Origin of the sequence: Myxococcus qinghaiensis (genome assembly GCF_024198215.1) — a bacterium.
Lineage (GTDB): Bacteria > Myxococcota > Myxococcia > Myxococcales > Myxococcaceae > Myxococcus > Myxococcus qinghaiensis.
Genome location: NZ_JAKCFA010000002.1, coordinates 30122 through 56057, shown reverse-complemented (window position 1 = coordinate 56057; position 25936 = coordinate 30122). Strand labels below are relative to the sequence as shown.

The 25936-nt window shown below is 69.8% G+C and carries 18 protein-coding genes; 14 read left to right on the top strand and 4 right to left on the bottom strand.

The genetic code is table 11. The annotated features are described in order from the left end of the window. Positions 1-50: 50 nt before the first annotated feature. The 9 genes from mxcG (at position 51) to mxcL (ending at position 14485) form a co-directional block, all read left to right on the top strand. Positions 51-4421 carry a myxochelin non-ribosomal peptide synthetase MxcG gene (gene mxcG, locus LZ199_RS02925; protein WP_253992103.1) on the top strand — a complete coding sequence of 1457 codons (4371 nt, stop codon included), beginning with the start codon at positions 51-53 and terminating at the stop codon, positions 4419-4421. Beyond that, complete coding sequence (locus LZ199_RS02920; protein ID WP_253992102.1) at positions 4418-5800, top strand: class II 3-deoxy-7-phosphoheptulonate synthase; 1383 nt, start codon at positions 4418-4420, stop codon at positions 5798-5800. The genes mxcG and LZ199_RS02920 overlap by 4 nt, the downstream gene beginning before the upstream one ends. Positions 5801-5915: 115 nt before the next feature. Further along, positions 5916-8474 (top strand): TonB-dependent siderophore myxochelin receptor MxcH, encoded by a 2559-nt coding sequence (mxcH, locus tag LZ199_RS02915; RefSeq protein WP_253992101.1) that lies wholly within the window; start codon positions 5916-5918, stop codon positions 8472-8474. 41 nt (positions 8475-8515) lie between these two features. After that, positions 8516-9775: a hypothetical protein gene (locus LZ199_RS02910; RefSeq protein ID WP_253992100.1), complete on the top strand. Its 1260-nt coding sequence runs from the start codon at positions 8516-8518 to the stop codon at positions 9773-9775. A gap of 132 nt (positions 9776-9907) precedes the next feature. Continuing rightward, positions 9908-10597 (top strand): MotA/TolQ/ExbB proton channel family protein, encoded by a 690-nt coding sequence (locus LZ199_RS02905; protein WP_253992099.1) that lies wholly within the window; start codon positions 9908-9910, stop codon positions 10595-10597. A gap of 2 nt (positions 10598-10599) precedes the next feature. Next, positions 10600-11055: an ExbD/TolR family protein gene (locus tag LZ199_RS02900; RefSeq protein ID WP_253992098.1), complete on the top strand. Its 456-nt coding sequence runs from the start codon at positions 10600-10602 to the stop codon at positions 11053-11055. After that, a complete protein-coding gene (locus LZ199_RS02895; protein WP_253992097.1) occupies positions 11042-11878 on the top strand; it encodes a TonB family protein in 837 nt (278 codons plus the stop codon). Before LZ199_RS02900 ends, LZ199_RS02895 begins: the two co-directional genes overlap by 14 nt. A 38-nt stretch (positions 11879-11916) precedes the next feature. After that, a complete protein-coding gene (gene mxcK, locus LZ199_RS02890; protein WP_253992096.1) occupies positions 11917-13149 on the top strand; it encodes a myxochelin export MFS transporter MxcK in 1233 nt (410 codons plus the stop codon). Between the two features lie 67 nt (positions 13150-13216). Next, the gene (mxcL, locus tag LZ199_RS02885; RefSeq protein WP_253992095.1) at positions 13217-14485 is read left to right on the top strand and encodes a myxochelin B biosynthesis transaminase MxcL; all 1269 of its coding nucleotides are present in this window, start codon (positions 13217-13219) and stop codon (positions 14483-14485) included. 57 nt (positions 14486-14542) lie between these two features. Here mxcL and LZ199_RS02880 read toward each other — a convergent pair whose 3' ends face one another. Next, a complete protein-coding gene (locus LZ199_RS02880; RefSeq protein ID WP_253992094.1) occupies positions 14543-15364 on the bottom strand; it encodes a siderophore-interacting protein in 822 nt (273 codons plus the stop codon). A 294-nt stretch (positions 15365-15658) separates the two neighbouring features. Here LZ199_RS02880 and LZ199_RS02875 point away from each other — a divergent pair, with 294 nt between their 5' ends. From LZ199_RS02875 to LZ199_RS02865, 3 genes are all read left to right on the top strand, one after another. Continuing rightward, positions 15659-17356, top strand: a complete 1698-nt coding sequence (locus LZ199_RS02875) for an alpha/beta hydrolase (RefSeq protein WP_253992093.1) — start codon at positions 15659-15661, stop codon at positions 17354-17356. A gap of 63 nt (positions 17357-17419) precedes the next feature. Beyond that, positions 17420-18238: a DUF481 domain-containing protein gene (locus tag LZ199_RS02870; RefSeq protein WP_253992092.1), complete on the top strand. Its 819-nt coding sequence runs from the start codon at positions 17420-17422 to the stop codon at positions 18236-18238. A 71-nt stretch (positions 18239-18309) separates the two neighbouring features. After that, entirely contained in the window at positions 18310-19884 is a 1575-nt protein-coding gene (locus LZ199_RS02865) for an AbgT family transporter (protein WP_253992091.1), read from the top strand. 4 nt (positions 19885-19888) lie between these two features. Here the strand turns inward: LZ199_RS02865 and LZ199_RS02860 are convergent, their stop codons facing one another. Both LZ199_RS02860 and LZ199_RS02855 read right to left on the bottom strand, forming a co-directional pair. After that, the gene (locus LZ199_RS02860) at positions 19889-21217 is read right to left on the bottom strand and encodes a DUF2254 domain-containing protein (RefSeq protein WP_253992090.1); all 1329 of its coding nucleotides are present in this window, start codon (positions 21215-21217) and stop codon (positions 19889-19891) included. Between the two features lie 95 nt (positions 21218-21312). Beyond that, positions 21313-21672, bottom strand: a complete 360-nt coding sequence (locus LZ199_RS02855; RefSeq protein WP_253992089.1) for a hypothetical protein — start codon at positions 21670-21672, stop codon at positions 21313-21315. Positions 21673-21788: 116 nt separating this feature from the next. Here LZ199_RS02855 and LZ199_RS02850 point away from each other — a divergent pair, with 116 nt between their 5' ends. Beyond that, complete coding sequence (locus LZ199_RS02850) at positions 21789-23231, top strand: hypothetical protein (protein ID WP_253992088.1); 1443 nt, start codon at positions 21789-21791, stop codon at positions 23229-23231. 18 nt (positions 23232-23249) lie between these two features. Here the strand turns inward: LZ199_RS02850 and LZ199_RS02845 are convergent, their stop codons facing one another. Then, positions 23250-24617: an MFS transporter gene (locus LZ199_RS02845; RefSeq protein ID WP_253992087.1), complete on the bottom strand. Its 1368-nt coding sequence runs from the start codon at positions 24615-24617 to the stop codon at positions 23250-23252. Between the two features lie 233 nt (positions 24618-24850). On the opposite strand from LZ199_RS02845, the gene LZ199_RS02840 reads away from it, so the two are divergent. Further along, positions 24851-25894, top strand: coding sequence for an LLM class flavin-dependent oxidoreductase (locus LZ199_RS02840; protein WP_253992086.1), 1044 nt, complete (start codon positions 24851-24853; stop codon positions 25892-25894). Positions 25895-25936 lie beyond the last annotated feature (42 nt).

Sequence of the window (25936 nt, the reverse complement as noted above, 5' to 3'; positions counted from 1 at the left end):
AGGCGCCCCCACCTCGCTCCGGTTCGATGCCCCCTCACGAAGGACCTGCGATGCCCGAATCACACGACGCACGCTGGCCGCTCTCCGCGGCGCAGCACGGAATCTGGGTCGGTCAACAGCTCGACCTCGCGAGTGCCATCTACAACGCAGGTGAGTGCATCGAGCTTCGTGGCGCCATCGTCCCCGAGCACTTCGAGGCCGCCGTCCGTCAGACGGTCGACGAGGCGGAGGCCCTCCACGCGCGCTTCGAGTCCACGCCGGAAGGCCCCTCGCAGCAAGTGAATCCCCGCGTGGAGTGGGCGCTCCAGCACGTGGACGTCTCCACCGCCACGGACCCGTGGGCCGCGGCCCAGGCGTGGATGAAGGAGGACCTGAAGCGCACGGTGGACCTCACCCGAGGCCCGCTCTTCGCGCAGGTGCTCTTCAAGGCCGGAGCGGAGCGGTACTTCTGGTTCCAGCGCGTGCACCACATCGCCATGGACGGGTACGGCTTCTCGCTGCTCACCCGGCGCGTGGCGGACCTCTACACCTCCCTCGTGACGGGCAAGGCCGCGCCCGCGGGCTTCGGGCCGCTGCGCCCCGTGCTGGACGAGGACGCGGCCTATCGCGCGGGCCCCCAGTTCGAGAAGGACCGTGACTTCTGGGTGGGTCGCCTCACCGACGCGCCGCTGCCCGTGACGCTGGCCCCGCCCGCGCCCATGTCCGCGTCGTTCGTCCGCTCCACCCGGATGCTCGCGGGCACGGACGTGGAGCGGATGCAGGCCGTGGCGAAGCAAATCGGGGTGACGTGGCCGGACCTGGTGCTCGCGGCGGCGGCGGCGTGGCTGCACCTGCGCACGGGGGCGCCGGAAGTCGTCCTCGGCCTCCCGGTGATGACGCGCCTGGGCTCGGCGGCACTGCGCGTGCCGTGCATGGCCATGAACATCGTGCCGCTGCGCGTGCCCGTCTCTCCCGGGGCCACCCTGGCCTCGCTGGCTCGCCATGTCTCCGCGGAGATGCGCGCCTCCAGGCCGCACCTGCGCTACCGCTACGAGCAGCTCCGCCGCGACCTGCGCCGCGTGGGTGGGCAGCGCAAGCTGTTCGGCCCCGTGGTCAACATCATGCCGTTCGACTACGGCGTGCGCTTCGCGGGTCTGCCCGGCATCGCCCACAACATCTCCGCCGGCCCCGTCGAGGACCTCTCCATCGGCATGTACGCGCGCTCGGACGGCGGCGGTCTGCGCGTCGACTTCGACGCGAACCCCGTCTGCTACGACGAGGGCGCCGTGGACTCCCACCAGCGCGAGTTCCTCCAGCACCTGGACACGTGGCTCGGCGCGCCCGAGCAGGCCGTGCGTGAGCAGGCCAGTGCCTCCGGGGACAACGCCTCCGTGCTGGATGGCGGTCCACTTCCCACGTCCGCCACGCCCGTCCTGGAGTTGATTGAGCGACAGGTCCGTGAGCAGCCCGACGTCATCGCCGTGGAGCATGGCGAGCACCGCCTGACCTACGGCGAGCTGTGGCGGTCCGCTGGCTCACTCGCGGAGCGCCTCGTCGCCGAAGGCGTCGAGACCGACACGCCCGTGGCGGTGAAGGTGCCGCGTGGGCTCGACGCCATCGTCGCGTCGCTGGGCATCCTGCGCGCGGGCGCGGGCTATCTCCCGCTGGACCCCAACGGCCCCGCCTCCCGCACCGCCGCCATCCTGGAGGACGCCGCGCCCGCGCTGATGGTCCTCCCGTCGGAGTCCCTCTCCGCCACGGACGCCTATCCCCGCGCGGCCGGCCAGTTGACCGTCCTGAAGCGCGACGTCGCGGCGGCCGAGACCAGTGCGCCCCGCTCCGAAAGCGCGCGGCTCGCATACGTCATCTACACGTCCGGTTCGACGGGCCAGCCCAACGGCGTCCAGATTCCTCACGAGTCGCTGGCGCACTTCGTCGCGGGCGCGACGCACCGCTACGCCATCACCCGAGAGGACCGCATCCTCCAGTTCGCGCCGCTGCACTTCGACGCGAGCGTGGAGGAGGTCTTCCTGGCGCTGACGTCGGGCGCGCGACTGGTGCTGCGCACCGACGAGATGCTCCAGTCCGTGCCCCGACTGCTCGAGTCCTGCGCGGCCCTGGGCATCACCCTCCTCGACCTGCCCACCGCGTTCTGGCACGAGCTGGCCTACGCCGTGTCCACGGGCGCGGCGCGGCTGCCGTCCTCCCTGCGCACCGTCATCATCGGCGGCGAGGCGGCCCTGCCGGAGCGAGTCGCCCGCTGGCGCGCCACCGTCGGTCCGAGCGTGCAGCTGCTCAACACCTACGGCCCCACGGAGGCCACGGTGGTGGCGACCGTGGCGTCACTCACGGACGCCGGAGGGCCGGAGTCCGAGCGTGACGAGGTTCCCATCGGCGTCCCGCTGCCGGGCGTCCGCGCGGCGGTCGTCGATGCGCAGGGCCGGCTCGTGGCGCGAGGCTCCGAGGGCGAGCTGTGCCTGCTGGGCGGCGCGCTCGCGCGGGGCTATCTGGGCCGTCCGGAGCTGGACAAGGCTCGTTTCATCTCCCTGGCCGCGCTGCCCGGCCAGCCCCGCGCCTACCGCACCGGCGACAAGGTCCGGATGCGAGAGGACGGCCAGTTCGTGTTCGTCGGTCGCGTGGACGACGAGCTGAAGATCAGCGGACACCGTATCGACCCGGCCGAGGTGGAGACGGTGCTGCTCGGCCACCCCGGAGTGCGTGAGGCCGCGGTGGTGGGACAGGTGCTTCCCGGCGGCGCCCGCCGGCTCTGCGCGCACATCGTCGCGGAGGCCCCCGCGCCTTCCGCCGCCGACCTGCGCAAGCACCTGCTCGCGAACCTGCCCGCGCCCATGGTGCCGGGCGCCATCGTGTTCGCCGAACGACTGCCTCGCACCAGCACGGGGAAGATCGACCGCGCGGAGCTGCGCAAGGCCGTCACCACCGACGCCTCCTCCTCCGTGGCGCAGGCCACCACGGAGCTGGAGCGCGTGGTGCTCGGCATCTGGGAGGAGGTCCTCGGCGCCACGGGCCTCACCGCGCAGGACGACTTCTTCGACCGCGGGGGCCAGTCCCTCCAGAGCATCCAGGTGGCCAACCGCCTCGGCATCGCCCTGGGCCGGGAGGTCCCCGTCGCCACGGTGTTCCGCTACCCGACGGCCGCCGCGCTGGCCCAGGCGCTGGAGCACGGCGAGCCCCCCAGCACCGAAGCCAGCGGCCCGAGCACCACGATGCTCGCCGACGCGGAGCTGTCCGAGGACATCGTCCCCCGTCCGAGCACCGCCGCGCCCCAGGGCGTGGGCGGCAGCTTCGAGACGCGCTTCCCTGAAGCCCGCCAGGTGCTGCTCACGGGCGCCACCGGCTTCGTCGGCGCGCACCTGCTCCACCAGCTCCTGCGCCAGACGCGCGCCCGCGTCGTCTGTCTCGTGCGCGCCAGCGACGAGTCCCAGGCGATGGAGCGCATCCGCGCCGCGCTGACGTCCCAGCAGCTTCCGACCTCGGGCCTCTCCGAGCGGGTGCTCGCGCTGCCGTCGGACCTCACCCAGCCGATGCTCGGGCTGGACAGCGCGCGCTTCCACGGCCTGGCCGCGGAGTGCGACGTCATCCTGCACAACGCCGCCGTGGTGAGCGTGGTGCGCGAGTACGGCAGCGTCCAGGCCGTCAACGTCAAGGGCACGCGCGAGCTGTTGCGCCTGGCCGCCGCCGTGCGCCTCAAGCCCTTCCACTACGTGTCCACGCTGGCCGTGGCGCCCCAGGCCAACGTGAGCCCGGAGGTGCCCGAGGACTTCGTGCCGGCGCACGCCGGACTGCGCGACGGCTACCAGCAGAGCAAGTGGGTCGCGGAGCGGCTGGTGCAGCACGCCTCCGAGCGCGGCCTCCCCGTCGCCGTCTACCGGCTGGGCCGCGTCGTCGGCGCGACGGACACCGCCATCGTCAATCCTCAAGACCTGGTCTGGCGCATCCTCCTCGCGGGCATTCCCTCCGGCTCGCTCCCGCTGCTCGACGTGGGAGAGACCTGGACCCCCGTGGACTACGTGGCGAGCGCCATCGTCAAGCTCACCCGCGTCGCCACGCCCGGCACGGTGTTCAACGTGACGCCCGTGCCCGACGTGCGACTGCCGGAGCTGTTCCGCTGGGTGGGCGAGTACGGCTACCCCGTGGACCTGCTCCCCGTCCCCGCCTGGCGCGCCCGAGTCGCGGAGCGCGCCGGCACCGCGGACAACACCACCACCCTGGCCTTCTTCGACCTGCGCTCCGGTGACTCGGCGCCCGCGTTCGGCCTGGGCCCCATTCGCTGTCAGCGGTTGCATGAAGCCCTGGAGGGCACTGGCATCACCTGCCCTCCGGCGGATCGCGACCTCTTCTTCCGCTACCTCGCCTGGTGCGTCACGCGTGGCCTGCTGCCCGCGGCACCCGGCTCCCTCAAGGAAACGGCCCTCTCGTGATGAACCGACTCTGGAACCCCCGCACCTGGCGGGAGAAGCCCGTGAAGTACATCCCGGATGACTATCCGGACATGCGCGCCCTTCACCGAGTGGAGGAGGAGCTGTCGCGGCTGCCTCCGCTGGTCCACGCCTCGGAGACGCGGCGGCTCACCGCCTCGCTCGCGCAGGTGGCGCAGGGCAAGGCCATCCTGCTGCAGGGCGGCGACTGCGCGGAGAGCTTCAAGGAGTTCACCACCGACAACATCCGCGACACCTTCCGGCTCATCCTCCAGATGGCCGTGGTGCTCACCTTCGCGGGCGGACGTCCCGTGGTGAAGGTCGGCCGCATCGCCGGCCAGTTCGCCAAGCCGCGCTCCAGCCCCGTGGAGACGCTCGACGGCGTCACCCTCCCCGCGTACCGGGGCGACATCATCAACGGCATGGACTTCGACGCCGCCGAGCGCGTGCCGGACCCCAAGCGCCTCCTCAAGGCCTATCACCAGTCCTCCGCCACGCTGAACCTGCTGCGCGCCTACTCGCAGAGCGGTTACGCGGACCTGTGCAACCTGCACCGGTGGACGCTCGACGGCGTCGCCGGCTCACCGCAGGGAGACCAGTACCGCAAGCTCGCGGACACCATCTTCGAGTCCCTCTGCTTCATGAGCGCCCTGAACCCGGCCCCGGAGCACACGGCCGCCCCCACGCCCACGCCCGTGGACCTCTTCACCAGCCACGAGGCTTTGCTCCTCAACTTCGAGGAGTCGATGACGCGCCTGGATGCGGGCACCGGCCACTGGTTCGACGCGTCCGCCCACATGCTGTGGATTGGCGAGCGCACGCGCCAGCTCGACGGCGGCCACGTGGAGTTCATGCGCGGCATCCGTAACCCCATTGGCGTCAAGTGCGGGCCCACCATGGAGCCCGACGATTTGCTGCGGTTGATGGACATCCTCAACCCGGAGGCCATCCCCGGGCGCCTCACGCTCATCGGCCGCTTCGGCTCCGACAAGGTCGCGGAGTGTCTGCCGCGCCTGATGGCCGCCACCCGTCGCGACGGCCGCCCCGTCATCTGGTCCATCGACCCGATGCACGGCAACACCCACAAGGCCAGCAACGGCTACAAGACGCGCTCCTTCGACCGCATCCTCTCCGAGGTGAAGTCCTTCCTGGAGGTCGCCGCCGCCGAGGGCGTCCACCCCGGCGGCATGCATCTGGAGATGACCGGCCAGAACGTCACCGAGTGCCTGGGCGGCCCGCTGGCCGTGACGGAGGACGACCTCCACAGCCGCTACCACACCCACTGCGACCCTCGCCTGAACGCGGACCAGGCACTCCAGCTCTCCTTCATGGTCGCGGAAAAGCTCCAGGCCCTGAAGGTTCCCCACGCCCGGGCAGCCTGAGTCATCCCCCAACTCTTGACAGCACCGGGTCTTCAGGAATACACGCCCCTCCAAAGTGAAAATGAGAACCATTTTCATAATCAACCGTTCATGCGAACGAGAGGTCCTGGGTCGGATGCGCTGGAGCGTGGCGGTGGTGGCGTGGCTCGCGTTCGCCCTTCCGGCGCGGGCCCAGGTGGCGGGCGAGGCCCAGGTGCCCGTGGAGACGGCGCCGAGCGCTCCGGCGCCCGTGCCGTCCGTCATCCCGCCGAAGCTGGTGACGTTCGTGGACGCGCCCTACCCGGCCGAGGCGGAGCAGGCCCGGCTGGAGGCCACGGTGCGGCTGAAGCTGACGCTGGATGAGCAGGGCCTCGTCACGGCGGCGGAGGTCATGGAGCCGCGGGGACACGGCTTCGACGAGGCGGCGAGGCAGGCGGCGCTGGGCTTCCGCTTCGAGCCCGCCCGGCGTGACGGCGTCGCCGTGGCCTCGCGCATCGCGTACAGCTACGAGTTCCGCCTCCCCGTGGAGCCGCAGCCCGTCGTCCCCGCCCCCATGGCGCAGACGCCCGCTCCCGCGCCCGTGGCCGAAGCCCCCGCCCAGCCCCTTCCGCCCCCTGGGCCCGTCGTCACCGCGGCGCCGGTCGACGTGAGCCAGGAGGCCATCGACGTCACCGTCGAGGGTGAGTCCGTGGCCAACCGCAAGCGGCGCTCCGCCGAGGCGGTGAAGGTCATCGAGACGGAGAACCTGCAGCGCGAGGCCGTGGACATGGGCCAGGCGCTGGCACGCACCGAGGGCGTCGGCGTGCGCCGCGCGGGAGGCCTGGGCAGCCGGGCGCGCTTCTCGCTGGTGGGACTCGCGGATGACCAGGTCCGCTTCTTCATCGACGGCGTGCCGCTGGAGCTGGCCGGTTACGGCCCGGACTTCGCGAACGTGCCCGTCAACCTGGTGCAGCGCATGGAGCTGTACCAGGGCGTGGTGCCGGTGCGCTTCGGCGCGGACGCGCTGGGCGGCGCGGTGCAGATCGTCACCACGGAGAACCTCCAGGGCAGCGGCGCCTCCGCGTCCTACGAGATTGGCTCATTCGAGACCCACCGCGTCGCCGCGAGCGCGCAGCACGTCGCCAGCGCCTCCGGCCTGTTCGTCCGCGCCAGCGGCTTCTTCGACACCAGTCCCAATGACTACCGCGTCGACGTCCGGGTGGAGAACGGCTCGGGCCAGCTCAGCGACGCGCGGCTGCCGCGCTTCAATGACGCGTTCCGCGCGGGCGGCGGCGGCGTGGAGGTCGGCGTCCTGGACAAGCCCTGGGCCCGTCGCCTCATCCTGCGTGGCTTCGCCTCGGCGTCCACCCAGGAGATTCAACACGACACGACGATGAAGGTGCCCTACGGCGAGGTCGACTCGGGCAACCGGTCCGGCGGCGCCACGCTCCGCTTCGAGCACACCTATGGCAACGGCCTCATCGCCGATGCCGTCGGCGGCTATGTCTTCCGCCAGGCCCGGCTGAGCGATTTGGGCCGCTGCGCCTATGACTGGTTCGGCCGCTGCGTCGCGGAGCTCCCGCAGGCTGGAGAGATGGAGAGCCGCGCCGTCGACCGGCACGTGGGGCAGCACACGGGCTTCGCGCGCATCAACCTGGGCTGGAGCCTCACCCCCAACCAGATGCTGCGGCTCGCGGTGGCGCCCACCTGGGTGAGGCGCACGGGTGAGGACCGCGCCCTGCGGACCACGGGCCTCGTGGACCCGCTCAGCGCCCGCCGTGGCCTCTACACCCAGGTGACCGGGCTGGAGCACGAGTTGGACGCGCTCGACGAGCGGCTGGAGAACATCGCCTTCGTGAAGAGCTACGTGCAGCTGGCCCGCGCGGACCGGCTGCTGCCCGACAACAGCTTCATGGCCGTGGACCGGGACACCTTCACCTTCGGCATCGGTGACTCGCTCCGCTACCGGCTGTCGTCCCTGTTCACCGCCAAGGCCTCCTACGAGTGGGCCACGCGCCTGCCCCGGCCCGACGAGCTGTTCGGCGATGGCATCCTCATCGACGCGAACCTCGAGTTGGAGCCGGAGACCAGCCACAACCTCAACCTGGAGCTGACGCTCGACACGCGCGAGACGCGGCACGGCGCGTTCCGGGGCGGCGTCATGGGCTTCGCGCGCCTGGCGGACCAGCTCATCATCCCCCAGGGTCGCGAGGGCTACTTCACGTACCAGAACGTCTTCGCGGCGCGCAGCCTGGGCGCCACCGGCGCGGCCGGGTGGACGTCTCCGGCCCAGTACTTCTCGCTGGACGGCAACCTCACCTGGCAGGACGTCCGCAACGCCTCCAGTGAGGGGGCCTTCGGCATCTTCAAAGGGCAGCGCCTGCCCAACCGGCCGCACCTGCTGGCCAACGGCAGCGCGCGATTCCAGTTGAGCGGCGTGGCCTCGTCTCGCGACGAGCTGTCGCTGACCTGGCACACCCGGTACATCCACTCGTTCTATCGAGGCTGGGAGAAGCTGGGCACCCAGGCCTCGAAGCAGGACATCGACGCGCAGCTCCTGCACTCGCTGGCCCTCACCTATGTCACCCGGACCGCGCGCGCGACCTTCAGCTGGACGGTCGACGTGCAGAACCTGACCGACGCCACCGCCATGGACTTCATGGGCGTGCAGCGTCCCGGCCGAAGTGTCTCCGCCAAGGTGGTCGCGGAGCTCTGAGTCATCAACACGCAGTCACCGTCTCCGAAAGGCATCCCCCCATGAAGCTTGGTTCGTTCCTCCCCTTCTCCCGTATCGCCGCCGCGGCGCTGGCGCTGGCGCTGTTCTCCGGCTGCGGTGATGACGACAAGGACCCGACGCCGGACCCGGACATCGAAGACGGTCCCGTCTATGCGGCCATCACCCAGGTCAGCGCCGACGGTGAGTCGCAGAGCTACATCGTCCTGACCGACAAGGTCGACGTCACCACGCCGCTCGTCCTCGACAACGCCATCGAAGTCCCGGGCCGCGCGCTGGGCTCCGGCATCGCGAAGAATGGCCTGCTCTACGTGAGCAGCAGCGAGGGCGCGGTCGTCACCCGCTACAAGCTGACGGCGAACGGCACGCTGGAGAAGGACAAGGACTCGCAGGGCCGCGACGCCGAGGTCAGCTTCCAGGGAAGCGGCGTCAGCTCCATCGGTGAGTACCAGCACCAGTTCCAGTACGTGTCGGAGACGAAGGCCTATTACATCGACGGCCGCTCCGGGAAGGTCATCGTCTGGAACCCCACCGCGATGACGGTCACCAACGCCATCACCCTGAACGGGCTGACCGTGGAGGGCGCGCTGAGCACCTTCGCGACGATGCCGGTGCGCGTCGGCACCAAGATCATCATCCCCATCGGCTGGCGTCCGAGCGCGGGCATCGGCATCACCAAGCAGGCCGGCGTCGTCGTGGTGGACACCGCGACGGACACGGCGAAGATCGTGACGGACAACCGCTGCGGCTACGTGCGTGACGGCGTCGTCGGTCCGGACGGCCTCGTGTACCTGGCCACCGAGGCGTATGGCGCGGCCGTCTATCGCACGGCGGGCGCGGAGACCACGCCGGTGCCCTGCCTGCTGCGCTTCAACACGCAGACGGAGACCTATGACCCCGACTTCTTCCGAGACCTGGGCGACCTGACCAACGGCAACGCCACGGGCTCCCTGCTGCGCGGCCCCAACGGCACCGCGTACCTGCGCGTCCTGGACGAGACGTCCTACACCGTGGCTCCGGGCGTGCACCCCCGCGCCGTGGCCAGCGCGTCCGCGTGGCGCTTCTGGCAGCTCAACCTCAGCACCTTCGTGGCCACGCAGATCACCACGCTCCCCGCATCCACGGGCAGCACGTTCCTGTATGACGTGACGGACAGCCGCACGCTCTTCACGGAGTTCACCAACAACTCCTCCGTGACGAACTTCCGCGACCTGACCAGCCAGAACGGCGCGGTCGCCTTCAGCACGCAGGGCCTGGTCTTCTCCTTCCTGCAGCTGCGCTAGTCCCATTCATTCTTCCGTGGCGCCGGATGCCAAGGTCGCATCCGGCGTCATGGAAGCTGGCTTCAACGCAACCCGAAACACCCGACGCGGCGATGACGAGCGGTCATCACGACGACGCCTGAGAGACCGACCATGCACATCGTGGAAATCGTCAAGGATGTCTTCGTGCAGTGGGGCGCCAACTGGGTGCTCTGGCTGCTGTTCGCCCTGTCGCTGGTGAGCATTGGCATCATCATCGAGCGGTGGATTGTCTTCCGCAGCAAGCAGGACCTGGTGCGCGAGCTGTCCGGCGCGCTGGAGGAGACGCTGGCGAGCGGCGACTTCCCCTCCGCCATCTCCAAGCTGGAGAAGCGCACGTCCGTGGGCGCCACGGTGGCCCGCGCCGGGCTCCGGCTGGCGCCGCAGGGCATGACGGCGGCGGAGAAGGGCATGCAGAGCGCGCTCGCCATTGAGCGCTCCACGCTGGAGAACCGGCTGGCCTTCCTGGGCACGCTGGGCAACAACGCGCCCTTCATCGGGCTGTTCGGCACCGTCATCGGCGTGCTCCTGGCCTTCGAGGCGCTGAGCGAGACGACGGCCGGCGCGGTGGTGGGAAAGACGAGCCAGGTCGCCTCCAACGCGGTGATGGGCAGCATCGCCGAGGCGCTGGTCGCCACGGCCGTGGGCATCGGCGTGGCCCTGCCCGCCGTGGCCGCCTACAACTACTTCCAGCGGCGCATCGCGAGCATCCTGTCGGACGCCGAGGCCCTCACCAACCTGGTGCTGGCCTATGTCTCCGCGCGTGAGCGGGCGACGGCGCGCTCCTCCACCGGAGGCGCCTGAACATGGCGGGCGGAACGCAGCCCCGCGGCGGCCTGATTGAAGGCATCAACGTCACGCCGCTCGTGGACATCATGCTGGTGCTGCTCATCATCTTCATGGTGACCGCCCGGCTGGTGGACAGCCCCGCCGTGCCCCTGGACCTGCCCAAGGCCTCGCAGAGCGAGGACGTGCAGACGGTGTTCGCCGTCTCCATCACCGCCGCGGGCCAGCTCCTGGTGAACGGCGAGGGAATCACGGAGGCCGCGCTGCGAGACAGCGCCAGGCGCGCGCTGGTGAAGGACCCCGAGCTGCGCGCGGTCATCCAGGCGGATGGCGCCGTGCCGCACCGGCAGGTCATCGCCGTGTTGGACCAGCTGAAGGAAGCCGGGCTCACGAAGGTGGCCTTCGGCACCGTGCGTCCCGCCGAGCCGGCGACGCCCGAGACTCCCGCGACGGAGGATGGGCGTGTCACCCCCTGACCCCACGTCGCGCCCCGACGCGAGCATCGCGAGCATCATCCTGGGCCCGCCGCCTCCCCGGCGGCGCACCGGGCTGCTCTGGGCCATGGTGGCCACCGCGTCGCTGCACGGCTTCGCGGGCGTGCTCGCGTACCAGGCCTGGCGCAAGGGCGAGTCCCCCGCGCCCAAGCCCGCTCAGCAGAAGAAGCAGACGCTTCAAATCGACCATGTGGTGGACCTGAAGCCTCCCCCGCTCCCGCCCGAGCCCCCGCCTCCCCCACCCCAGCGCGTCGCCAGGGCGGACCCTCCGCCGCCGCGCGTGAAGACGCCGAGCCCCGCGCCCCACGAGTCGTCACGTCCCGCGCAGGCCGAGCCCGCGCAGGCGGGAGCCGTGGTCGCCGCGAAGGAGCCGGCGGCGCCGCTCGACTTCACGGACTTCGAGATGACGAGCGGGGATGCGCCTCGCTACGCGGGAGGCGTGACGGCGTCCACCGGTCGCTCGGCGACGGCGGTCGACACCGTGCCCGCGGGTGACACGCGTGGCCAGGGCACCGGTGGAAGCCGGGCGCGCTCCATCCAGCTCGCGGCACGAAGCTGGAGCTGCCCGTGGCCGAAGGAAGCCGATGCCCTGCGCATCGACGACCAGCTCGTCGTGCTGCGCGTCGCCGTGGACGCCGACGGCGAGGTGACGTCGACCGAGCTGCTGTCGGACCCGGGGCATGGCTTCGGCCAGGCGGCCCTGGCTTGTGCGCGCAAGGCGCGCTTCGACACCGCGCTGGACCGCGACGGTCGTCCCTACGCGGCGACCTCGCCCCCGATTCGGGTCCGGTTCGTCCGCCCTTGAGCCTCGCGGCCTCCGCCGCGCGATATCTGGAGTCCTACGTGAACGCCGCATCTCAGCCCCGACAGGCTCGGCAGGAGAGAGTGCTGACCCTGCTGCTCGCCGGGGTTCAGTTCAGCCACCTCCTGGACTTCATGATCATCATGCCGCTGGGGCCGGAGTTCATCCGCCGCTTCGGCCTCACGACGGCGCAGTTCGGGGCGATGGTCTCCTCGTACACCCTGGCCTCCGCGGCCATGGGCGTGCTGGGCCTGTTCTGGTTGGACCGGTTCGACCGCAAGCGCACGCTGCTCGCCATCTACGCGGGCTTCATCCTCTCCACGTTGGCGTGTGGCGCGGCCACCGGCTACGTGTCGATGCTGGTGGCGCGCTCACTGGCGGGCGCCTGCGCGGGGCTGATGGGCGCGGTCATCATGGCCATCATCGCGGACGTCGTTCCTCCCGAGCGACGGGGCCGCGCCATCGGCACGGTGATGTCCACCATCGGCCTGTCCGCCGTCGCGGGCGTGCCGCTGGGGCTCGCCCTGGCGAACCTGCTGGGCTGGCGCGCGCCGTTCTGGGCCATCTGCGCGCTGGCCGGGGTGCTGTGGCTGGGGCTGTTGAAGGTGTTGCCGCGGCTGGACCAGCACCTCTCCCGGAGCGCCGAGGAGACGCGCAAGAATCCCCTGTCGATGCTGGCCGCGCCGGGCCTCGCGCTGGGCTGGCTTTTGACGTTCAGCGTGGCGTTCGCCAGCTTCCTGCTCATCCCCTACCTGGGCACGTACATGGTCGGGAACCTGGGCCTCGCGCAGACGGACCTGCCGTGGGTGTATCTGGCCGGCGGCGCGGGGACGCTCGTGTCGGCGAAGCTGGTGGGCCGCTTCACGGACCGGCTCGGCCCGGGACGGATGCTCGCGCTGCTCCTGGTGGGCACCGTGGGCCCGCATCTGCTCTTCACGCACCTGTCGCCCTCGCCGCTGCCCGTCGTCATGGGCGCGTTCGTGATGTTCATGGCGCTCACGTCCACCCGGGCCATTCCCACCATCGCCCTGGTGACGGCGCGCGTGCCGCCCACGCTGCGCGGCCGGTTCCTCGCGGTGAACATGGCCGCGAGCGACGGCGCCTCCGGCCTCTCCGCCTGGGTGAGCGGCCTGCTCATCGCGACGTCACCGGAGGGCGCGCTCATCGGCTTCGGGCAGGTGGGCTGGATTGCCGTGGCGGTGACGACGCTCTCGCTGTGCCTGCTCTGGACGTTGGGCCGAAGCGCCATGGCGCTGAAGGCCGCGACGACCTGAGCCCCTGCTTCTTCCCTGAAATCCGAAACGCAGTACGCGACCCCCGAATCACATCAAAGGAAGCCTCATGGACATGCCCGTCAGGAAGCACCCCTCCCTTCCTCGCCCCATCCTGGGTGAGCTGAAGCTGGAGCGCTCGAACCAGCTGCTCGCCGAGGCGCGCAAGACGGTCCCCGGCGTCACCCAGTCGATGATGAAGAAGCCGGAGTTCTTCGCGCCCGGCTCCTTCCCCGTGTTCCTCGCCAAGGGCCAGGGCGCCCTGGTGGAGGACGTGGACGGTCAGGAGTACATCGACTTCATCAGCGGCCTTGGCGCCAACATGCTGGGCCACAACCACCCCGCGGTGGTGGACACCATCCGCAAGCACCTGGAGGAAGGCGTCCTCCACTCGCTGCCCACGCCCGTGGAAGTGACTTCCATCCAGACGCTGCTGGAGCTGGTCCCCGGCGCGGAGCAGGCGCGGTTCTTCAAGACGGGCGCGGACGCGACGTCGGCGGCGGTGCGCCTGTCGCGCTACGTCACCGGCAAGGAGCGCATCATCACGGTCGGCTACAACGGCTGGCACGACCACTTCATGTTCGACACACCGGGAGTCCCGGCCGCGCACGCGGGCCTGACGACGCGCCTGCCGCTCTTCACGCCTCCGGACGAGGCGGTGCTGCTGTCCACCATCGAGAAGCAGGCCAGCCAGCTGGCGGCGGTGATTCTCTCCATCCCCTACAACCGCGTGCTCACGTCCGAGTTCATGAAGCAGGTGCGCGCGACGTGTACGGCGAACGGCGTCCTGCTGGTGATGGACGAGGTCGTCACCGGCTTCCGTCTGGCCATGGGCGGCGCGCAGGAGTTCTTCGGCGTGCAGGCGGACATCGTCTGCATGTCCAAGGGCATCGCCGCGGGCATGCCGCTGTCGGCCATCTCCGGCCCGGCGAAGTACCTGAGCAAGCTGGCCGACCTCCAGGTGTCCACCACCTTCGGCGGTGAGCTGCTGACCCTGGCCGTGACTGAAGCCGTCCTGAAGTTCTACAAGAACGGCAATCACATCCAGCACGTGGCGAAGCTGGGCCGCAAGCTGCGCGAGGGCATCAACGCCCACGCGGAGGCGGTGGGCTCGCCGCTGCGCGTGCTCGGCTACGACTCGATTCCCTTCTTCCGCTACTCCACGGACATGGTGGAGCACGCGAAGCTGATGACGCCGTTCCAGGGCGGCATGGCGCGCCGGGGCGTCCTCCTGCGTCGTGACGTGAACTTCCCCGGGGCCGCGCACACCGAGGAGCAGATCGACTACACGGTGGAGATGGCGGGCGAAGTGCTGCGCTCGCTCGCGAAGCCCGCGTAGCCTTCGTCGCGAGTCCCAGGGAGGTCGAGGTGCTTTCGACCTCCCCGGGGCGACGACTCAGTTCTGCGAGTCGTGGTGGTGGTCCGACAGGCCGCGCTTCCAGTAGCCGGTGACGCGGACCCAGCTCTTCTTCGTGCCCCGCTCGTTGAGCAGGTGGTCGCGGATGGGGCGCATGGAGAGCGACTCACCCGACACCCAGGCGAAGTAGTCGCCGGGCGGGAAGTCGAGCCCGCGAATCGCCTGGTTCAGCAAGTCCGTCGTCCCGGCCTCCGCGCCATTGCGGTGCAGCCAGGTGAGCGTCACGTTCGCCTTGGTGTCGAACTTCTGCTCCTCGCTGGCGTCCGACACCTCGATGAAGACGATGGCGCGAGCCCCCGCGGGCAGCTCCTCCAGCCGGCGGCCGATGGCGGGGATGGCCGTCTCGTCGCCCGCGAGCAGGTACCAGTCGAAGTCGTTGGAGACGAACAGCGAGCCCTTGGGGCCGCCCACGCCGAGGAAGTCCCCCGGCTTCGCCTTCGCTGCCCAGGACGACGCGGGCCCGGAGCCGTGGAGGACGAAGTCGATGTCCAGCTCGCCCGCCACCGCGTCATGGCGCCGGGGCGTGTAGTCGCGCGAGTCCGGCTTCTTCTCACCCGGCGGCAGCACCGGACCGTTGGGCCCCATGGTGGGGATGACCGGCTTGAGCTTCCCCTCCTCGGGGAACAGCAGCTTCACGTGGTCGTCGGCACCCTCGCTGTTGAAGCCCTGGATGTCCTCGCCCCCAAAGGTGATGCGCACCACATGCGGGGTGATGCGAGCAACGCGCAGCACCTCCAGCAGTCGGAACTTCACGGGGAAGGGTCCCCGACGGAACACTTTCTCGCTCACGCTCGTCGTCACGCCGCGCTCCTCTTCTCTTCACGCTGTCTTCAGGCCCGCCCCGAGGAACGGTCCGACAGCCAGGACTACGATATTGACTCGCAATATCGTTACCACAAGCGGACAGGTTCGTCTCCCGTGTTGAGGGCCTGACGGGCGGGAAGCTGGAGGAAAGGCCGGAGGCAGGCTGGGGGCACCCCAGGCGGGCAGGCGCGCGTCCGCCGTCTCCCGCCGCGCCTTGCGTCCCGCCCTACCCTCCTTGCAGCACGACGGGTGAGGTGCGGGTCCGCGAGAGGGCCTTCCCTGGGGGGTCACATGGAGCGCCTTCTTGATCGCGCCGCGCCGCATCCGTCGGCGCGGGGTGTCTGGCGTGGGAGTCGGACTGCCTCCCGGTGGCTCCACTACACGCTGCCGGGGGCCTGGGTAGCGCTCGTGTTCGCGTGCCTCTCCTTCACCCCGTCCCTGCTGCCACGCAGCGGTCCCTTCCAGGGGCTGGTCAGTGGCATCAGCGCGGTCATCGGCTATGGGCTGGGAGTGCTTGGCGCGTGGCTCTGGCGCGAGTTCGCCAACCGTCCCGCGCGCGTCCCGAGTCGACGTGCCTGGCTCGGCTACTTCGTGGTGGGAGGCGTGGCCCTGGTCGGCGCGCTGGCGCTGGGCTGGCATTGGCAGGCGAGCATCCGCGAGCGGATGGGGATGCCCCACCCGGGCCGCGCCGGCTACCTGTTCGCGCCCTTCGTCGCGGCGCTCCTCTTCTTCCTGTTCATCGCGGCGGCACGGGGGCTGCGCGCCCTCTATCGTCGCCTGGACGCCCGGCTCGCGCGACACATCGGCCCGCGTGCGGCGCGCGCGACGAGCGGCCTGGTGGTGGCGGCGCTCACCGTCCTGTTCGCCAGCGGCGTGTTGTGGGACGGACTCATCTCACTGGCGGACCGCACGTTGGCCCTCCAGGACACGACGACCGCGGAGGGCGTGTATCCCCCGCGCAGCGCATTGCGTTCCGGTGGCCCCGGCTCGCACGTGGGCTGGGAGACGCTGGGCCGCGAGGGACGCAACTTCGTGGGCCGGGGTCCCTCCGTGGAAGAGCTGTCGGCGCTCACCGGCGCCCCCGCGAAGGAGCCCATCCGCGTGTATGCCGGCTACGCGTCCGCACCGGATGCGGAGGCGCGCGCGGAGCTGGCCGTCGAAGATTTGGAACGCGCCGGTGGGTTCGAGCGCGAGTACCTGCTCGTGGTGACGACGACGGGCAGCGGCTGGGTGGTGCCGGAGTCCGTGGCCGCCTTCGAGTATCTGACGGGCGGCGACTCGGCCATCGTCTCCATGCAGTACTCGCATCTGTGGTCGTGGCTCTCCGTGCTGGTGGACCAGCAGCGGGCCCGCGAGGCAGGCAGGGCGCTCTTCGACGCCGTCTACGAGCGGTGGTCGCGGCTGCCCGAGGGCCAGCGTCCGAAGCTGCTCGTGTTCGGTGAGAGCCTGGGCTCGTACGGCGGCGAGACGGCGTTCAGTGGCGAGCGGGACCTGGCCAACCGGACGAACGGCGCGCTCTTCGTCGGCCCGCCTCACTTCAACACGCTGTATCGCGAGTTCACCGACCAGCGCGATGAGGGCAGCCCGGAGGTGGAGCCCATCTACCGCGACGGGCGCATCGTGCGCTTCAGCCGTCGTCCGGGTGAGGAGATTCCGCCGGAGTCCGCGCCGTGGGGCGACTCCCGCGTGTTGTATCTCCTCCATCCGTCGGACCCGATTACGTGGTGGAGCCCGCAGCTGCTCTTGCAGCGCCCGGACTGGTTGCGAGAGCCGCGGGGCGACGATGTCTTGAGCGCGATGGTGTGGCTGCCCTTCGTGACGTTCTGGCAGGTGACAGCCGACCTGCCGCTCGGGATGGCGGTCCCCCCGGGCTACGGACACGTCTACACGGGCGAGCACGTGGACGGCTGGCTCGCGCTGCTGCGACCCGAGGGTTGGACGCGGGAGAAGACGGCGCGACTGAGGGAGCGATTGCGGCCCGAGCCATGACCAGTTGACTGCCCTCCCGTTCCATTGCGTGCCCCGTCACCCATGCCGAGTGTTTGACGGAACATGAATCCGCTCCTCCTCCTCCTCGCTGTCCTGGCTCAAACGCCCACGCCGTCCTCCGACGCGGCGCCGGAGGACGCGCCGGCGCGCCCCTGCACCGAGGACGAAGAGGAGGACATTCCTCCCTGGACCGGATCCTTCGGCGTCGGCTTCTCGTTCCTCTCGGGCAACAGCCGCTCCTACACGCTGACGGCGAACGCGCTGGCCGAGTACGAGTCGCCCAAGTGGGCGCTCACGCTGGAAGCCGATGGGGCCTATGGGAAGGCCGCCTCGGCGGATGAAGGCGAGCGGGAGCTCATCGCGGAAGCGCTCGGGGCGTGGGTGCGCGGAGAGTACCGGACCACGCCCCTGCTCAGCGCGTACACGTACCTGGGAGCGGAGACCGACCACCTGTCCAGCCTGGAGCTGCGCGCGGAAGCCGAGCTGGGGATTGGCTTCACCCTGTTGGAGCGCGAGAAGCGCAAGTCGGACGAGTTGTTCCTGCGGGCCTACCTTGGCGCGCACTACGCCCATGACCGCAGGTTCCAGTACGTGCCCACGCGCAAGGACCTCCCCAGCGTGGACCTGTGGTCGCCCTCCGTCGGGGTGATGTTCCGCTATGACATCAACGAGCGGGTGGAGCTTCGGGAGTACGCCATGCTGCTCCCGGATGTCTTTGGCGACACGCGCGTGCTGCTGACGTCCACCACGAAGCTCTCCGTGAACCTGACGGGTCGCCTCGCGCTCACCACGTTCTTCGACGTACGGCATGACAGCTCGCCCGCGGAGGGGAAAGCCTCCACGGACACCGCGCTCACGGTGGGCGGTGAGCTGACGCTCTGAAGCAGGGGGCTCGCGCATCGTCGCGGGAATGAGCGGCAGCGTGTCCCCGGAAGGAAAGGATCGGGACGACCATGAAGGCAGCTCACTTCAACGATTCGATGCCGGAGCGACAGTCGGAGACACCGCCCAAGAAGAAGGGACTGGAGCGGATCCTCGACACCGTCGAGCGGGTGGGAAACAAGGTCCCCCACCCCGCGGTCATCTTCGTCGCGCTGATTGGCATCGTCATCCTGCTCTCCCATGTCTTCTACATGATGGGAATCAGCGTCACCTACCAGACCATCAATCCGGAGACCCACGTCCCGGAGGAGACGACCGCCGCGGCGAAGAGCCTGCTGACGGGGGAAGGCCTTCGCTTCATGTTCGAGGGCGTCGTCCAGAACTTCATGAACTTCAACGCGGTGGGCGTCATCATCGTCGCCATGCTCGGCGTCGGTGTCGCGGACGCCGCGGGCCTGGTGGCGGCGCTGATTCGCAAGCTGGTGGCCGTCGCGCCCAGCAAGGCGCTGACGTACATCCTCGTCTTCGTCGGCATCCTGTCGAGCATCGCCGCCGACGCCGGGTATCTGGTCCTGATTCCCCTCGCGGCGGCGGCCTTCCTCACCGTGGGACGTCACCCCCTGGCGGGTCTGGCGGCGTCCTTCGCGGGCGTGGCGGCGGTGTTCACCGTCAACATCCTCATCAAGCCGCTCGACGGCATCCTGACGGAGATCACCAACGACGCCATCCACATCCTCAATCCCGAGCGCTCCATCGACCTGACGGCGAACTTCTGGTTCTCCGTCGCGTCGGTCATCATGCTGACCTTCATCGTCTCGTTCATCACCGACAAGGTCATCTCCCCCCGGCTGGGTGAGTACAAGGGCGAGAAGCCGGACGCGGCGGGTGCGACGATGAGCGCGGACGAGTCGCGCGGGCTCAAGTTCGCGGGGTTGGGGGTGCTGGCGGTCCTGGTGTTGTTCGGGCTGCTGACGCTGCCGCCGGGGGCGCCGCTGCGCAATCCGGAGACGGGCGCCATCGTGGGCGACTCGCCGTTCATGAACGGCCTGATTGTCGCAATCACCCTGCTGTTCCTCGTGGCGGGCGCGGCCTACGGCATCGGCGCGAAGACCATCCGGAGCAGCGTGGACGTCATCAAGGCGATGGAGAAGGCGGTGGCGGGGCTGGGCTCGCTCATCTTCCTGCTCTTCATCATCAGCCAGTTCATCGCCCTGTTCACCTACACCAACATGGCGACGCTCGCGGCCGTGAAGATGGGCGACTTCCTCGAGGACGCGGGGCTCGGGGCGCTGCCGTTGCTCGTCGGCTTCGTCGGCGTCGTCGCGGTGCTGGACCTCATCATGACGGGCGCCATTCCGAAGTGGGCCATCTTCGCCCCTGTCTTCGTGCCGCTGCTGATGCGGCTGAACGTGGACCCGGAGGCCGTGCTGGCCGCGTACCGCGTGGGTGACGGTCCGTTCAACGCCATCTCCCCGCTGAACGCCTACTTCGCGTTGATTGTCACCTTCGCCCAGAAGTACCAGAAGGAAGCAGGGGTGGGCACCATCGTGGCGCTGATGTTGCCCTACGTCGTGGTCGTCTTCATCGCGTGGATCCTCCTCCTGGTGGCCTGGCAGGTGCTGGGGTTGCCGTGGGGCCTCGGGTGAGGACTCAGTGAGCGTCGTCCCCGCGCGGCGGGTCCAGCGCGAATGATGCGCGGACCCGCCGCGCTTCCGTGAGCAGGCGGTGGAGGCGCTCGCGCGCTGGAGGCTCCTGCGTGGCGGCCTCCGAGAGCACGCGAGTCACCAATGCCTGGGCCGCGCCACGGTCCTCCTCGTCATCGGCCGTCATGCCCACGGCGAGGGCGATCTGCAGCACCTCCTCGATGACCTCGGGACTGCCCATGGCGTGGTGGAGGGGGCCATCGACCGCGAGGAAGAGATAGTCGCGCAGGCGCATGCCCGCGACGGACGCGCGCACCCGACCGTCGGGGTCGACCACGTTCCAGTCCCCCAGCGGCAGGTGCCCCAGTCGACGCAGCACCGAGCGGACCTGTTGCAGCGCCTGCCGGGCCGTATAGGCGTCATTCGAAGAGGAAGAGAGGGCCCGGTTGGCGACGTCGACCAGGATGCGAATCCCCAGCGCGGGGTCACAATCGGGCTCGCGCACCGGGGAGAGGATGAGAGAGGTGGCCAGGTCATGCATCGCGCGAGGGTCCAGCTGTCCTGGGGCCTCCGGCACCACCCAGCCGACCACCGAACCCGCGTCGACATAGTCCCCCACCAGGGCGTCGATGCGGGTCCGCACGCTCCACTCCCGTGCGAGTCGGGTGAGCCGTCGCAGGTCGACCTCGGTGAGGTAGCCCGAGGACCGCACCGTGAGCGCGAGGGACTCGGGAGGCAGCATCAGCGTCGCGATGGGGTCCAGGAGGAGCCCACGCAGTCGCGCCCGGATGCGTTGCTCCGCCGCGGAGACCACCAGGTCCTGGACGAGGCCGAGGACCCGCTCCACGCGCATGTAGCGGAACGTGCGAATCAGGCACAGCACCAGGGCCATGAGCGCGCAGAAGACCAGGATGAAGGCCGCTGAGAGGACGGGGCGTGGCCGCACCGCCTCGTCGGCAATCAAGCCCAGCTCGCGCACGGACACGATGATGTAGCCGCTGGAGAGACAGAACAGGGGAATGGCCCGGCGCAGCGGCGCGCTCTTCAAATAGAGGGGGACGAGCCGGGGCGAGTACTGGTTCGCCGCGGATTGGATGACCGGGGCATTCAGGGACAGGACGACGGTGAGGACGGTGATCTGCAGTCCGAACAGCGCCGTGAGCGCGGAGCGCGTCTCACTGGGGTCGCCTCGCCACGCCTGGCCGAAGAAGGCCGAGGCGGTGTCCCACTGGATGCGCGCCAGCTCCAGGCCAAGCAAGCCTCCGGCGAGAAGCGCGGCGAGGAGCAGCAGCCAATACGGGTCCCGGATGAGCCTGCGGAGACGGCGGGCGACCATGCGAACTCCCTCTCGCTCAAAAGGAAAAGGTGGCCCTGCCTGACGCGGCACGCAGCAGACGCACGGCCGGGCCACAGTCCGCGCTCTCGGGCGCCCTACCCCGCGTCCGCTTCGAGCAGCGCCGCGAGGAACAGCGAGTAGGTCAGCTCCGCCACGGGCCGCTTCTCGCGGCGAGCCTGGGTGCGCAGCGCCTTGGGCAGCGAGCACGGCTTGCCGCGCTCTCCATCCCGGAGCTGGACGTAGCCCCGCTCGGAGTACCCAAGCACCTGCCAGCCGCGCTGACACAGGGCCTGGGCCAGGTCATCCGTGAGCTGGTGGTGGATGGCCTTCGCCAACGGATGCTGGCCGAAGATTTCACTCGACCACTGGCCCTCGTCTTCACGCCAGCCGCGCGCCCGCAGGTAGTTGGCCTTCCTCGCGAGGGAGAGCCCTCCGACATGGCGCTCGAGTTTCATGGCTTCCGCCGGAGAGGATGACTCAAACCCCGCTCCGCGTAAGCAACTGCTTTACTTGCGCACAGCGACAGAGTGCAATTGCGTGAATTTCTTGGAGTGGAGCTTTCGAGATGTCCATGAAGCCGGAGTCGGTCCCCACCTCGATGTTCTCCGAGGAGACGCGCGCGCTGCACGGTGAGCTGTCCGCCGCGGCGGTGGCGTTCCTCAAGTTCGCGGAGCGGACTCCGGAGGCCTTCGAGAAGCACCGGTTCGGCAAGTTCGAAGAGTCGCCGCTCATGTATTACGAGCTGCACCGCTGGCCCATCCTCATCGACGAGCGCCGCAACCGGGAGCTGGAAGACGTCTCGGTGAACCTCAGCCGGCTCGTCAAGCGCGGGCCACGCCTGCTGCTCGGGGGCGACCCTGCCCGTGTCTCCGAATACTACGGCCTCCCGCAGGAGCGGGCCCGCGTGGCAATCGAAGCCCTGGCCCTCACGGAGGACGCGCGCGGCGTGCTCAGCAGGGGAGACTTCATCGACTCGGCGGACGGGCTCAAGTGCCTCGAGGTCAACATGATGGCGGGCCTGGGTGGCTGGGAGACGGCGCTCAAGGCCCAGGTGGTGATGGACCAGCCGGTGCTCCAGCGCTTCACCCAGGAGCAGGGCCTGCGCATCCAGCTCCAGGACACGCTGCGCGCCTTCCTCGCCCACGTCCTCGACGACGTGCGCCGCACCGTGAAATGGGAGGGCGAGTGCAACCTGGCCGTGCTCTTCCCGGACAACGAGCTGCCGGACCCGGTGGGCGTCGAGATGGCGACCCTGCTGCTCAACACCACGTTCGGCGAGCTGCTCGAAGCGGAAGGCGCCAAAGGTGAGGTGCTCATCGGCACCTATGGCGAGGTCCACGACGCGGACGGCCACGGCTTCACCATGCGCGGCCGGCGCGTGCACGCCATGCAGGAGCACGACGCGAGGGACAGGCTCGAAGTGGTGGGCCTGCCGTTCGATGCCCGCGTCCGCGCCGCGCTCGCCGCGCGCACCCTCTGCCTCTACAACGGCCCCGCGCAGGAGCTGCTCGACGACAAGCTCAACATCGCGCTGCTGTCGGAGAACGAGGACGCCCCCACTCTCTCCAACGAAGAGAGAGCGCTCATCCGCCGGCACATCCCCTGGACGCGGCGCCTCCTTCGCACCCACGCCCTTCGCGGGGGTGAGCGCGTGTGGCTGCCCGACCAGGTCACCGCCGACAAGCGCGAGGGGCTGGTGCTGAAGGCGGGCCGCGCCTACGGCGGCAAGTCGGTCCTCATCGGCCGCTCGATGACGGCCGAGGCCTGGGACGCGGCCGTCCAGGAGGCGCTCGACAGCGGAGGGTGGATCATCCAGGAGCGCGTCGAGCCCCGCCCCTACCACTTCATGCGGGACGACGGCTCGGTGGGCCCCCACATCCTCATCTGGGGCTCCTTCGTCTTCGGCGAGCGCTACGGCGGGACGATGGTGCGGATGAACCCGATGGGTCGGGGCAAGGACGTGGTCAACGCGACGCAGGGCGCGCTGATGTGCGCGCTCGTCGTCGTCGAGTAACGGCTCCGGCGCCCCTGCTCACGCCGAGGTCGGCGTCGGCTGGGGCCCCACGCTCGCGGTCGGCTCGCGCAGGACGTCCGGCAGCTCCAGCTCCACGTTCCTGACGCGCGGGGACAGCCACGCCACCAGCACGTTCACCGCGCACAGCACGCCCAGCACCAGGTAGAGCAACGCGATGCCTCGCCCCGGGCCCACGCCGAGCATGGGGCCCAGCCGCCCCGACAGCGCGCCACCTTGCGCCATCCAGGGCTCGAAGAGGCCGTCCGCCAGCGGCCCCGACACCAGCGCAGCCACAGGAGGCGTGGACAGGGCAATCATCCGCCGCACGGCGAAGACCCGCCCCTGCAGCTCCGAGGGCACCTTGCTCTGCCAGATGGACTGCGAGCACCCCATCACCCCTGGGGTGGTGAACATGAAGACGAACGCCGCACCCGCCACCACCGTCGCGGACGCAGGCAGCGCCGCCGCGAACAGGGCCAGCCCCGCCAGCAGCTCGAAGCCGAGCACCCCGAGGATGCGCCGCCGCGGCCCACCCCACACGCTCATCAAGAGCGCCCCCATCAACACGCCCATGCCTGAACACGAGGCAATCCAGCCCAGGGTCGCTGCGTCAGCGAAGCTCAAGACCATGGGTGTGATGAGCACCGTCACCAGGCTCACGAACAGGTTGGCCACGGCGATACATGTGAGCAGTCCCAGCAAGCCGGGTCTCTTCTGGATGAAACCCCACCCCACCGCCACCTGCTCCAGCAGGGAGGCCCGGACCGCGTGCGCGGCGCTTCGCGCGGGCTGCGGGAACCCCACGCACAACAGCACCAGCGCCGACAGGAAGAAGGACCCCAGGTTGATGAGCAGCACCCCCTGCAGCCCGATTCGCACCACCAGGAGCCCCGCCAGCGCGGGCCCCCCGAGCTGACCGATTCCCAGGGCCAGCTCAATCAGCCCGTTGGCCCGCCCCAGGTGCTGCTTGGGCACCATCAGCGCCGTGGAGGCCGAGTAGGCCAGGGCCCGGAACGTCCCCGCCGCCGAGCACACGGCGATGGGCAGGTACAGGTGCCAGCTGCGCAGGGCCCAGAGCCCCGCCCCATCCGCCATCAGCATGAGCCACATCAGGAGCATGGTGAGCCCCGCCCCCACGTCCGCCAGCATCATGATGCGGCGCCGGTCCCACCGGTCCACGACGGCTCCCGCCACGGGCGAAATCAACACCATCGGCAGGAACGAGAAGAACGACGCGAGCGAGTACTCGGTGATGGAGTCGCTGCTCCGATACACGTGGACCATCACCGAGAAGCCAGCCAGCGCCGAGCCCAGCGACGAGACCAACTGCGCGAACCAGGTGAGCCCGAAGACCGCGGGCGGGTGCGTGATGACGCGTTGGTACATGGGGGCGCTGATATCAGGTCGCGACGCGGGAGATGGAGGAACCCGCGAGTCCACGAGCCCTCCAGGTTGTCACATTTTCTCGGACTTCAATCAAAATCAGCCAAGCCACATTTATCTTGGCTGACAGTGCTACTATAGTGCTCACCCCCAACGAAACGCGGTCAACCCGACCCCTCGGCCCGTGGTGTCAGCGGCCTCCGAGGCAGTCGCTTGCCCGGGGAGAAACGCTCGCCGTGAAGCTCAGTGTTCTTGATCATTCCATCGTCGCCCGAGGCAGCACGACACATGAGGCCTTCCGGAACACGGTAGAGCTGGCCCGGACGGCCGAGCAGCTCGGCTATCACCGCTTCTGGGTGGCGGAGCACCACGGCTCGGGACACTTCGCCGGGGTGGCGCCTGAAATCATGGTGGCGCACGTGGCCGCGGCGACGTCGCGCATCCGCGTGGGCACCGGCGGCGTGCTGCTGACGAACTACAGCCCCTTCAAGGTCGCCGAGGTCTTCCGGCTGCTGGAGGCGCTGCACCCGGGCCGCATCGACCTGGGCATCGGCCGGACCTCCGGCAGCGCGGACCTGGTGGCCAAGGCGCTGGCCTACGGCGTGCCCGCGAGCAACGAGAGCTTCCCGACGAAGCTCGAGGACCTGATTGCCTTCCTCTCCGGGAGCGCACCCGCGTCGGCGGAGTTCCAGGCGCTGAGCCTGAAGACCATGGCGAAGGGGATGCCGCAGCTGTGGGCGCTGGGCTCGGGAGAGCAGAGCTCCGTGCTCGCGGCGCGGCTGGGAATCTCCTTCTGCTTCGCCCACTTCTTCAACCCCATCCACGGCGGCCCCGTGACGCGGGGCTACCGCGCGAAGTTCCAGCCGTCGCACGTGCAATCGGCGCCGCGCTCCTCCGTCAGTGTGTACGTCATCTGTGCCCCGACAGAGCAGGAGGCCCGGCGAATCGCCAGAAGCAGCGACCTGCTGACCATCAACACGCGCAAGGGGCGCAACGAGGAGCCGATTCCCTCCGTCGAGGAGGCGGAGGCGTACGCCTACACGCCCGAGGACCAGGCCACGCTGGAGTTCGACCGCAAGCGCGTCGTCTGCGGAAGCCCGGCCCAGGTGAAGGAGACGCTGCTGGGCATGGCCGCGGACTTCCAGGCCGACGAGCTGCTCATCACGACCATCTGCCACGACCACCAGGCCCGGCTGCGCTCCTACGCGCTGCTCGCCGACGCGTTCTCCCTCACAAACACCCGTGAGGAAGCCCCACCCCCCGTCCGCACGGGGACGTGAGTCGCGCCCGGGGGTGACGTCTCCGGATGAGTTCTCGTCGGT